The sequence below is a fragment of the Streptomyces purpureus genome, assembly GCF_014648195.1.
In the GTDB taxonomy this organism is placed as follows: domain Bacteria; phylum Actinomycetota; class Actinomycetes; order Streptomycetales; family Streptomycetaceae; genus Streptomyces; species Streptomyces purpureus.
The window spans coordinates 305,194-315,058 of sequence record NZ_BMQQ01000003.1 but is presented as its reverse complement, the minus strand read 5'-3'; the positions used below and the strand labels follow the sequence as shown (position 1 = coordinate 315,058).

At 71.9% G+C, this 9,865-nt stretch carries 11 protein-coding genes; 5 read left to right on the top strand and 6 right to left on the bottom strand.

The features are described from left to right. Positions 1 to 247: 247 nt before the first annotated feature. A complete protein-coding gene (locus IEZ01_RS06980; protein ID WP_189200467.1) occupies positions 248 to 1,207 on the top strand; it encodes a phosphorothioated DNA-binding restriction endonuclease in 960 nt (319 codons plus the stop codon). On the opposite strand, the gene IEZ01_RS06975 is transcribed toward IEZ01_RS06980, so the two are convergent. After that, the gene (locus IEZ01_RS06975; RefSeq protein WP_189200465.1) at positions 1,182 to 1,610 is read right to left on the bottom strand and encodes a type II toxin-antitoxin system VapC family toxin; all 429 of its coding nucleotides are present in this window, start codon (positions 1,608 to 1,610) and stop codon (positions 1,182 to 1,184) included. The genes IEZ01_RS06980 and IEZ01_RS06975 overlap by 26 nt on opposite strands. Continuing rightward, positions 1,607 to 1,882 carry a hypothetical protein gene (locus tag IEZ01_RS06970; RefSeq protein ID WP_040875547.1) on the bottom strand — a complete coding sequence of 92 codons (276 nt, stop codon included), beginning with the start codon at positions 1,880 to 1,882 and terminating at the stop codon, positions 1,607 to 1,609. Before IEZ01_RS06970 ends, IEZ01_RS06975 begins: the two co-directional genes overlap by 4 nt. Positions 1,883 to 2,364: 482 nt before the next feature. Between IEZ01_RS06970 and IEZ01_RS06965 the strand changes: the two genes are divergently transcribed. The 3 genes from IEZ01_RS06965 (at position 2,365) to IEZ01_RS06955 (ending at position 3,285) form a co-directional block, all read left to right on the top strand. Next, the gene (locus IEZ01_RS06965) at positions 2,365 to 2,586 is read left to right on the top strand and encodes a WYL domain-containing protein (protein ID WP_308427145.1); all 222 of its coding nucleotides are present in this window, start codon (positions 2,365 to 2,367) and stop codon (positions 2,584 to 2,586) included. Positions 2,587 to 2,650: 64 nt separating this feature from the next. After that, positions 2,651 to 2,866: a type II toxin-antitoxin system VapB family antitoxin gene (locus IEZ01_RS06960; RefSeq protein ID WP_028797722.1), complete on the top strand. Its 216-nt coding sequence runs from the start codon at positions 2,651 to 2,653 to the stop codon at positions 2,864 to 2,866. Next, positions 2,863 to 3,285, top strand: a complete 423-nt coding sequence (locus tag IEZ01_RS06955; protein ID WP_189200463.1) for a PIN domain nuclease — start codon at positions 2,863 to 2,865, stop codon at positions 3,283 to 3,285. The genes IEZ01_RS06960 and IEZ01_RS06955 overlap by 4 nt, the downstream gene beginning before the upstream one ends. A gap of 476 nt (positions 3,286 to 3,761) precedes the next feature. Here IEZ01_RS06955 and IEZ01_RS06950 read toward each other — a convergent pair whose 3' ends face one another. The 3 genes from IEZ01_RS06950 to IEZ01_RS06940 form a co-directional block, all read right to left on the bottom strand. Further along, a complete protein-coding gene (locus IEZ01_RS06950; RefSeq protein ID WP_189200461.1) occupies positions 3,762 to 4,337 on the bottom strand; it encodes a hypothetical protein in 576 nt (191 codons plus the stop codon). Positions 4,338 to 4,378: 41 nt separating this feature from the next. Then, positions 4,379 to 4,723, bottom strand: coding sequence for a hypothetical protein (locus tag IEZ01_RS06945; RefSeq protein WP_308427144.1), 345 nt, complete (start codon positions 4,721 to 4,723; stop codon positions 4,379 to 4,381). 107 nt (positions 4,724 to 4,830) lie between these two features. After that, on the bottom strand, positions 4,831 to 6,336 hold the full coding sequence (locus IEZ01_RS06940; protein WP_189200459.1) for an alpha/beta hydrolase: 1,506 nt from the start codon (positions 6,334 to 6,336) through the stop codon (positions 4,831 to 4,833). Between the two features lie 121 nt (positions 6,337 to 6,457). Between IEZ01_RS06940 and IEZ01_RS06935 the strand changes: the two genes are divergently transcribed. Then, positions 6,458 to 7,396 (top strand): helix-turn-helix domain-containing protein, encoded by a 939-nt coding sequence (locus IEZ01_RS06935; protein ID WP_189200516.1) that lies wholly within the window; start codon positions 6,458 to 6,460, stop codon positions 7,394 to 7,396. Here IEZ01_RS06935 and IEZ01_RS34730 read toward each other — a convergent pair. Further along, positions 7,302 to 9,782 carry an AfsR/SARP family transcriptional regulator gene (locus IEZ01_RS34730; RefSeq protein WP_308427143.1) on the bottom strand — a complete coding sequence of 827 codons (2,481 nt, stop codon included), beginning with the start codon at positions 9,780 to 9,782 and terminating at the stop codon, positions 7,302 to 7,304. The two genes, IEZ01_RS06935 and IEZ01_RS34730, sit on opposite strands and share 95 nt — an antisense overlap. Between the last annotated feature and the right edge of the window lie 83 nt (positions 9,783 to 9,865).

Sequence of the window (9,865 nt, the reverse complement as noted above, 5' to 3'; positions counted from 1 at the left end):
AAGCGTGTTGGGGGCAACCCCTCACGAGTTCGAATCTCGTATCCTCCGCAGCCGCCTGAACAGGCGAAACGAAGACCTCGACCGCGTCAGCGGTCGAGGTCTTCGTCGTGCGCCTGGCCTCAGTTTCGGTCTCATTTATTTCGGACATTTACCTACGAACCACTGTGGCTTATTCGGCAGGGCGCCGGGCGCATGTCCGTGACGGGCCCAGGCCGGTACCTCTGCTGCACCACTACGATCGCCCGTCATGGACTGGCTGGAGCGGGCCGCGACGTTGAGGCAGTGGACCAAGGGTGGGGCGCGTGCGCCCCACAAGCCGCTGCTCCTGCTCTACGCCCTCAGCCGGTTCCAGGAGGATGCCGACGGCGAGCTCTTCTACAGCGCCGTGGAGGAGGACCTGAAGCGGCTGCTGGCCGAGTACGGACCACCCAACAAGACAACGCCCGCCTACCCGTTCCACCATCTGGTCAGCGACGGAGTATGGGAAGTGCGCACCGCCCATGGACCTGGCAGTCCCGGAAGCGCGGTGAGGGACCTGCGGGCGGCCGGGGCTGCGGGGCGCCTGACTCCGGAACTACGGGCGGCAATGCGGCGGGAGCCGTCGCTGTTGGGTCGGATGGTGCGCGTACTGCTCGACCAGCACTTCCCGCCCTCTCTGCACGGCGAACTGTGCGAAGCGATCGGACTGGAGCTGGAGCCGGCAGAGACGGACGGATTGTCGCCGGCACGGCGGCGAAGGGGCCGGCGGATGCGCGAGCTGGTACTGACGGCGTACGAGTACCAGTGCGCCTTCTGCGGCTACGACGGGCGGATCGGGACGGTGCCGGTCGGACTGGAAGCCGCGCACGTACGCTGGTGGGCGTTCGGTGGGCCAGATGACGTCGACAACCGCCTATGCCTGTGCTCGCTGCACCACAAGCTCTTCGACAAAGGCGTCCTCGGTATCGGCGACGGCCACCACATCCTCGTCTCGCAGCACTTCGTCGGACGCAGCCCCGCGGCCCGCGAGCACGTCATAGCCCTCGCAGGCCGCCCGCTCATAGGCCCGCAGCCAGGAGTCCACCCCGTAGCGACGCGCCATCGCTCCTGGCACACCGACCAGGTCTTCCACGGTGCCACGCGCCCCGCCGCGAATTTGCCGCGAAGTCGATCTCGCGGGGGCTCAGGCAGCCGCCCCCAGGTCAGCCCTCGTACTCCCACGGGTTGAGCAAGAGCGCGCCAGTCCGGGCCAGGTGCTTGACGTTCCGGCTCACCAGGGTCCACCCGTTCGCAAGGGCGGTGGCGGCGATCAGAGCATCCGGCGGATCGATGCTAGTTCCGGTGCTCTTCAGCTTCCGATGAAGGGCGAGGTACGCGAGGGCCTCCTGTTCTCCGACGGCCGCGATCCTGTCGCTGTAGTCGACACGGATGCTCTCGAGCGCCCGCTCGAAAACGGCACGCCGTACCAGGTCCGGTGTCGCAGCGATGCCAGCCTCGATTTCCGCGATCGTGATGACACTCAGGTAGAGACCGGTAGACGGGACCGAACGGGCCCAGGCGACAACAGCCGGAGCCGGCTTCGGCCGAGTGGTGATCTCGGAGACCACGTTGGTGTCGAGCAGATAGATCACTCGCCGTCCGCCGCATCGTCGTAGGAACGCTGCCCGAACTCCAGACCCTCGAACGGTGCCGACTCAAGCCGATCAAGAAATCCGTCACTGCCGAGGGTGGCCCAGCGGTGAAGCATCTCCGGAAGGGCGTCGATGTCCGTGTCGGCGAGTTCGGCGTCGAAGTGCCCGAGCTGCTGTTCGGGCAAGGACTCCCGGATCTCCCGAATCGTCCGCAGCGGGTGTGGATCTCCAGGCCGACGGGGCGGGAGCGGAAGGTTCGGGGCAGTACTCATGATCGGCTCCTCCACGAAGCGGTCCGCGGGCCCGTACCTGGGGGCAAGTCTAGAGTGGTCGGCCGCCGAGCAGGCCGGACCCGGGCGAACCCCGACCAGCGTGGTCTCAGTTCTGGTCTCATTCACCCCCGTCCGGCCCCGTCCAGACAGGGCCACACTGAACGCTCCGCCGCAGGTCAGAACGGCTACGGCCCCCGCCGGACCCCGTACGAACATTTGGAAAGCGTGTTGGGGGCAACCCCTCACGAGTTCGAATCTCGTATCCTCCGCAGCCGCCTGAACAGGCGAAACGAAGAGCCGGGCCGTTGATTGCGGTCCGGCTCTTCGGCATGCCGTGGTTGCATTTCCAGTTGCGTTTACATCGCCCCAATCCGGACTTTCGGCACATCGGTGGCCGATGCCGCCCTCCAAGTACCGCCACCTGGGGAGGAACCCCTTCCGTTCCGCACCCGCGAGCCCGGCGAAGGCACCATCCTTGAACTCTGCACCGGAGCGGCTCCTATAGCGATGTCCGCCAGCTCGCCCATGCCATCGACGCTGGAACGCCCCTCACCGTCGAATACGTCGCCACCTCCGGGAACCGCACGGTGCGCACCCTCAGCCGCCTCGAACTCGACCCACCCTACCTCGAAGCGTGGTGCCACCTGCGCGAAGACGAACGCGTCTTCACCCTCTCCCGGATCCACAGCGTCATGCCGACGTGAACCCATGACGTCACTGAACCATGGGAGGTATACTTGTCTCCATAGTTGATATAAAGGGGTGAACATGAGCCGGACAGTGATTGACCTCGATGACGAGCTGGTGGCAGACGTGGCCAAAGCACTGGGAACCAGCACCAAGAAGGAGACGGTCAACACAGCCCTGCGCGAGGTGCTGGAGAGCAGGCGGCGAGCGCTGGCCCTGACCCGCCTTCGCGCCGCGGCCGACGAAGGCGCGTTCGATCTGACACTCTTCGAGGACAAGCGGAACTACCGACGGTGAATGCCGCTCTCTACCTGATCGACACCAGCGCCCTCGCCCGCTTCATGCGGGGCGACGCGGAGCAGTACGGCTGGGACCAGGCAGCAGCAGCCGGCCTGATCGCCACGTGCCCCATCACCGAGCTGGAGTTCTTCTACAGCGCCCGATCAGCCGCCGACCGGACACGCGGCATCGAAGACATGCGGCTGCTCTTCGGCTGGGTCTCGGTCGACGACCGCGCTTACGACCGGGCCTGGCAGGTCCAGGAAGCCCTCACCAAGCAAGGCAAGCACCGCAGCGCCGGTGCGGTGGATCTCGTTGTCGCCGCGACAGCCGAGTTGCAGGGGCTCACCCTCCTGCACTGTGACCACGACTTCGAATGCATCGCCGCAGTGACCGGCCAGCCGCTCCAGTGGTACGGCCCGGAGGGTCGTAAGTAGCCGGGTAGTGGTTGCAGTTCTGGTTGCATTCGCCTCTGTCCAGGGCCGTCCGGACAGAGGCCAGGAGAACACTCCGCCCCAGGTCAGCACGCCCCCGACCCTCGCTGGACGGGCGCACGAACATTTGGAAAGCGTGTTGGGGGCAACCCCTCACGAGTTCGAATCTCGTATCCTCCGCCAGTGCCTCACCGGGCACGATGTCGAAGGGCCCCACCGTTCGCGGTGGGGCCCTTCGACGTTCTCCGTCTCAGTTTCCGTCGGAGCGCCCGCGACGCGAGCAGAAGCAGAACCACATCGGTGGCGTGACGTGCGTCACGGAACCCAGCCCGGGCAGGCCACCGGCCAAAGCGGATCCACCGGCCTCAGCCGTTGAAGCCCGGGGCGAGGCGCCATGGATTCACCGGGTTGTCTATTCGCCGCCGTCGTGCGACCACCGTGCGGGCATCGGCCACCACGTGGTCCCGGTCCGGTCGGCGTCAGCCGGCGGGAGTCGACGGGGGTGTCGGGAGAGGGCTGATGCCCGGTTCGAAGTGGGCGCGGAGGTAGATGCGGGTGTGCTCGGGGGCGTACAGGCGGACGCAGCGGTCGTCGGAGGTGGACGTCGGGGGCTCCGGGGTCTTGGGGGCGTCGGGGCAGACGTAGCCGTAGCGGATGCCGTCCTTGAAGGTTTCCGGTTCCGGGAGGCCGAGGTGGGCGAAGTCGTGGGGCTTGACCGTCTGCGCCGCGGTGGGCTCCAGCCACTTGCCGGACGGGCGGTTCTCCATCAGGTAGGCCTCCGCCTCGGGCTTCGTCAGCGTGAAGGTGAGCAGGCCCTTGTCGAACTGCGAGGTGATCTCGTACGCCGCCTGGGGCGAGCCGGCCGTCGCCGGGACGGCGAGGCCCATCTGCTCGCTCATCCACTTCGGAGTGATCCCCGGGGCCCATGTCCCGCCGGACGACCGCTCCGCCGCCCCGCCCCCGGTGGCGCCGCACGCTGACAGGGCGCCCGTGAGGGCCAGCACGCCGACGGTCACGCCGGCGGCGCGCCACCCGTATGCGTAGAGGTTGCTCATCGGACGTACGTCCTTCCCGGCGGCCGGTTCGTCGTGCGGTCCTAGTGCTGTTCACGGGCGGCGTTCTCGCGGCCGTCCCTGCTCTCGCCCGGGCCCGGCAGCGGGTCGCCGTTGGACGTCGAGGAACCGAGATCGTAGTGCGCGGCGGCCGCCTGCATGGTGCTGCCGGAGCCGTTCTTGTCCGCGCCCGTGCCGGCGATGTCCGCCTTCTTCTGCAGCTCACCGTGGAGCACGAACGCCTCGTGGCCGACGGCCCCGAGGTCGTCCTGGTACACCATGAGATCCGAGTCGCTGGAGCCTCGTGGCGCGGCCTGATTCAGCCGCATCCGGGTGGCCTGCCCCTCCGACGCGGCGGCCTTCGCCTGCTCCCACTCGTCCCAAGCCACTTCGTCCCCCGTTCCGTCCACCGTCGACCTGCGGCGAGCCTTGCGACGGCTTCCCGCCGTCACTCGCGCAAATCTATCAACCGACCGCAGGCGACGGGGACTTCACATCAGCCCTTCACGTGGGAGAGGACCGCGTCGACCGCCGCTGTCACCGCCGTGCGGGACTCCGGGGTGAGGTCGACCGTTTCGAAGCCGTGGTGGGCGTTGGGGGCGTCGATGACGTGGAGGTTCGCGTTTGTCGCGTTTGCCGCAGCGACGAAATCCTCCACCGTCGCCGCGATCTCCGGGATCTCCAGGCCCACCCTGGTCAGCACGATCGGCAGGTCGCCCGCCGTGCGGACGGCGGCCGAGGGCCGGAAGCGGGGGTCCACTCCCGGCCAGGTCGTCAGCGGGGCGAGGACCGGGTACGTGGCCGCCAGGCAGCGCAGCCACGGCGGGGGCGCCGCGAGCCAGTCCGTGGTGAGGAGGCCCGCGCCGGAGAAGTACCACAGGGCGATCCGGTCCGGGTCGACGCGCGGATCCGCGCGTACGAGCTCGACGGCCTCGGCGATGTCGTCGGCGGCGCGGGGGTAGTCACCCAGGGCGTGAAGGCCGTGGTCCACGGTCACGCCGACCGCGCCCAGGCTCGCCACGTACCGCGCGTAGCCCGTGTAGAGCGGCCAGTCGCGGGGCGTGGGCCGCAGGTCTGCGGGGATCGGGCCGCCGTGGAGGAAGATCACCGCCGGGCGCGGGCCGTCCGCCTGCGGGAGGTGGAGGTCGACCCGGCCGATCCGCGCGCGCGGGCACTCTTGTACGTCGAAGGGGAACGGCCGGAGGTACGGGTGCTCATCGCCCGCCGGCGCGGTCAGCCGGTGTCCCTCGCCCGCCGCGGCCCGCAGCAGTACGCCGGCCACCTCGTCCGGCACCGACAGCATCGGCCAGTGCCCGGTCTCCAGGTCGAAGAAGCTCTTCTCGGGGACGGCCAGCGCGCGGAACTGCGGCGGTCCCGACTCCACCAGCGACTGGACCAGCGCGATGCTCAGCCCGTTGCCGGTGCAGAACACACCGGTCGACGGCAGCCCCGCGGCCGCCCCCGTCAGCCGCAGCGGCCCGGTGAGCGTGCCGGCCGGCTGCGGCGCGGCCAGCCGGACCAGCCGGTCCAGGTCCCCCGCCGACACCCCGGCCGTGCTGCCCCAGCGCTCCCACGCCTCCGCCGACGCCGGCGGCGGGATCCGCCCTTCCTCGCCGGACGCCAGCAAGGCGTGTACCTCGGGGTCGGGTACGAGCGCGAGCGGTACGTCGCCGTCCTGCGGCGCGCCCGCGTCCAGGTGGACGATCCGGGCGACCCGCTCCGGGCGGCGGTCCGCTGCGCCCAGGACCGGATGGATGCCGTAGCCGTGGCCGACGACCACCAGTTCCGCCGCGTCCACGTGGTCGATCAGCTGGACCACGTCCTCCACATGGGTCTCCAGGTCCGTCCCCGGCCCCGCCAGATGGCGCCGGTCGCCCATGCCGGTGAGCGTCACCGGATGCACCTCCGCCCCCGCCTGCCGCAGCCGCGCCGCCACCTCACGCCAGATCCAGCCACCCGTGAAGCACTCCGACACCAGCACGAACGCCGTCTGCGCCGTCATGACCGGCCCCTTTCTCCTTCGCCGTACCAAGGTCCGCGCGAGCGGCCCGCCGGGCTGTCCGCGCTCGCCGGTACGGTAGGAACTCCCCCTGAGGGAGGTTCAAGTCGTGTTGCCCGACGGCATGTGGAGCAACGGCATGTGGAGCATCGGAGAGCTTGCCGAACGCGCGGGTGTCACCGTCAAGACCGTCCGCTTCTACTCCGACCGAGGTCTGCTGCCCGAAGCGGCCCGCAGCTCCGGCGGCCACCGCCGGTACGGCCCCGACGCGCTCGACCAGATCCGGCTGATCCGCTCCCTGCGCGCCCTCGACCTTCCCGTCCCCGAAGTGGGCCGCATCCTCGACCGGAGGGACAGCGCCGACGGGGATCTGGAGGACGCCCTAGGAGGCGCCATAGCACGGCAGTTGGACGATCTCGGCGTCCAACTGACCGCCCTGCGCTGGCGGGAAGCCGCGCTCCAGCTGGTCCACGACTGCCCGCCCGCCGAACGCCCCCAGCGGCTACGGCTGATCGGCGCCGTGTCCGTACCGCCGAGCACGGACGCCCTCGCCCGCTTCTGGCGGCGCTGGCTGCCCGTACGGCTCCCGGCCCGGCAGGTCTCCGCCATCCTGGACCACGCGGTGCCGCAGCCCCCGCCGGACCCGACCCCGGAGCAGGTCCTCGCCTTCGCCCGGCTCCACGCCTTCGTCACCGCGGACTGCGGCGGCGGCGACCACTGCCAGCCCGCCGCCCACCAGCCCGACGAGGGCTACCGCCCGTCCGTCCTCTACGACGGCCTCGTCGAGGCCTTCGCCCTGGCCGCGCCGGACCTGAGGGCCGGCCGGCCGCCCCGCGCGGGCGAGGCGCTGGACTGCTTCGTCGCCGCGTACGCGCGCGCGTGCGGGCTGCGCGACACCCCCGGCTTCCGCCACCGCCTCGGCGGGCAGCTCGCCGCGGACCCCAGGATCGACCACTACTGGCAGCTCGTCACAGACATCTCGGGCCCCGCGGAGCCCAACCCGGGCGTCTCCCACGACTGGCTCCGCGCCGCGCTGGATGCCGAGCTCGCGCTGGAGAGGTAGTCCGTATCGCCCGTACGCCCGCGCTCAAGGCGCGCCGGACGGCGCGGTCTGCCTGCCCTCCGGCCTCGGGCAGGGGCCGCCCGCGTACGGGGCGTGTGACGGGGTGAAGCCGGGCGAGGAGATCGAGGACCTCGGCCGGCTTCACCCCGTCGCCCGCGCACACCGCTTCGGCCGCGGCGAGCGTGCAGCCCTCGGCGTGCACGGCGAGCCGGCGCAGCACGATCCGCTCGGCGGCCGTCAGGAGCTCCCAGCTCCAGTCGATCACCGCGCGCAGCGTCTGCTGCCGGGCGGGGGCGTCGCGGCGGCCGGCGGTGAGCAGCCGGAAGCGGTCGTCGAGGCGGGCGGCGAGCTGTTCGGCGCCGAGGACGCGGATGCGGGTGGCGGCCAGTTCGAGGGCGAGGGGGATGCCGTCGAGGCGGCGGCAGATCGCGGCGACGGCGGGTCCGTTCGCGTCGGTGACCTCGAAGCCGGGCGCCGCGGCGGCCGCCCGCGCCGCGAACAGCCGCCGCGCGCTGGCGTCGTCGAGCGGCTCCACGACGGACAGCCGCTCGCCGGCGAGCCCCAGCGGCTCCTGGCTGGTGGCGAGCACGCGGACCCCCGGGGCCTCCCGCAGCAGCAGTTCGACGAGGCGGGCGGCGGGCTCGACGACGTGCTCGCAGTTGTCGAGCAGGAGCAGGAGCCGTCTGCCCCGCAACGCGGCCAGCAGCCGGCCGGCCGGCTCGTGCGTAGCCGGCCCGTCGTCGCGGAGTCCCAGGGCCGAGGCCACGACCTCCGCGATCTCGGCCAAGGTGCACTCGAGCCCCGGCTCCTCGGCCCTGCCACGACCGGCCAGTTCGACGATCCACGTGCCGTCGGGGAAGTCGCCGCGCGCCGCGCGAGCGGCCGTCTCCAGCCCGAGCCGGGTCTTACCGACCCCACCGGCCCCGGTCAACGTGACGAGCCGCGCCTCGCCCAGGAGAGCGGTGACCTCGGCGACGGCGGCGTCACGACCGATGAGGGGGGTGGCGGGGGCGGGGAGGTTGCCACCAGCCGGGCCGGGCGGGGTCGCGTCGCCGCCGGTGGGACGGGGTGCCCGGGCAGGTACGTCGCCGTGGGCGGGCAGGTCACCGGGAGCCGGGCCGGGCGCGAACCCGGGCACTCCACCGGGAGCCGGGCTGGGCCCGGCGGCAGGCACCTCGCCGAGGGCGGGTACGTCACCGGAGCCCGGGCCGGGCGCGAGCCCGAGCGCGTCGCCGACCGCGGGACGGGCAGCCAAAGCAGGCACATCACCGGAAGCCAAACCGACCGCCGGGGCGGACAGCCCACCGAAAGCCGGGCCGGGCACGAACCCGGGCACATCACCGCCACCGGGACGGGACCCCATGGCAGGCACCTCGCCGAGGGCAGGCACGTCGCCGGAAGCCAAACCGGCCGCCGGGGCGGACAGCCCACCGAAAGCCGAGCCGGGCACGTCGCCCGAAGCCGTGCCAGGCCCGAGGCCGGGCGCGTCGCCGACCGCGGGACGGGCCGCCAAAGCAGGCACATCACCGGAAGCCGAGCCGGGCCCGACGCCAGTCGCTTCGCCGGAAGCCGAGCCAGGCACCGGAGCGGTCAGACCACCGAGCGCCACGCGGAGCCTGGAGCCCGGCTGATCGCCGACGGGTACAGATGGGCGGTCGTGGCGGAGCATCTCCTCGTACAGCGCCGTCAGTTCCGGCGCCGAGTCCAGGCCCAGGTCGGCGGCGAGGGCGTGGCGGAGGGTGTGGAAGGAGTCCAGCGCCTCGCTCGGGCGGCCCGCGCCGTACAGCGCACGCATGTGGGACGCGCGGAGGCGTTCGCGTAAGGGGTGGCGGGCGACCGGTTCGGCCAGGTCGGCGGCGAGTGGGGCGTGTTCGCCGAGGTCCAGGCGGGCCTCGGCCAGGTCCTCGACGGCGGTGAGGCGGTGTTCCTCCAGGCGGGCGACGGCCTCCCGTACGAACGGCTCGTCCCGGAAGTCGGCGTACGCCGGGCCCCGCCACAGGCCCAGCGCCTCCGTGAGCAGCGCGGCCCTCGCCGCGGGGGCGGGCAGCGCCCGCGCGCGGGCGGTCAGCGCGGCGAAGCGGCCCGCGTCCACACGCTCCGGGGCGACCAGCAGCGCGTACCCCGGCGGCCGGTGCGCCACGAGGTCCCGGCCGCCGCCCGCCGCGAGGGCGCGGCGCAGGCGGGAGACCCGGGTCTGCACGGCTCCCGCCGGGTCGGCGGGCGGGCGGCCGGACCACAGGTCCTCGACGAGGGTGTCGGCGGCCACCACCCGCCCGGGCTCGATCAGCAACTCGGCCAGCAGGCCCCGTACTTTCCGCTCCGGCACGGGCGCCACCCCGCCGTCGTCCGTCCACACGGCCAGCGGCCCCAGCACCCCGAAACGCATACGCCCGAGCCTAATCGGCCGCAAGCGGGCCGGCAGAAAACCTCCAGAAGACCGCCGGAGGACCGCAAGCGGCCCCGGGCACG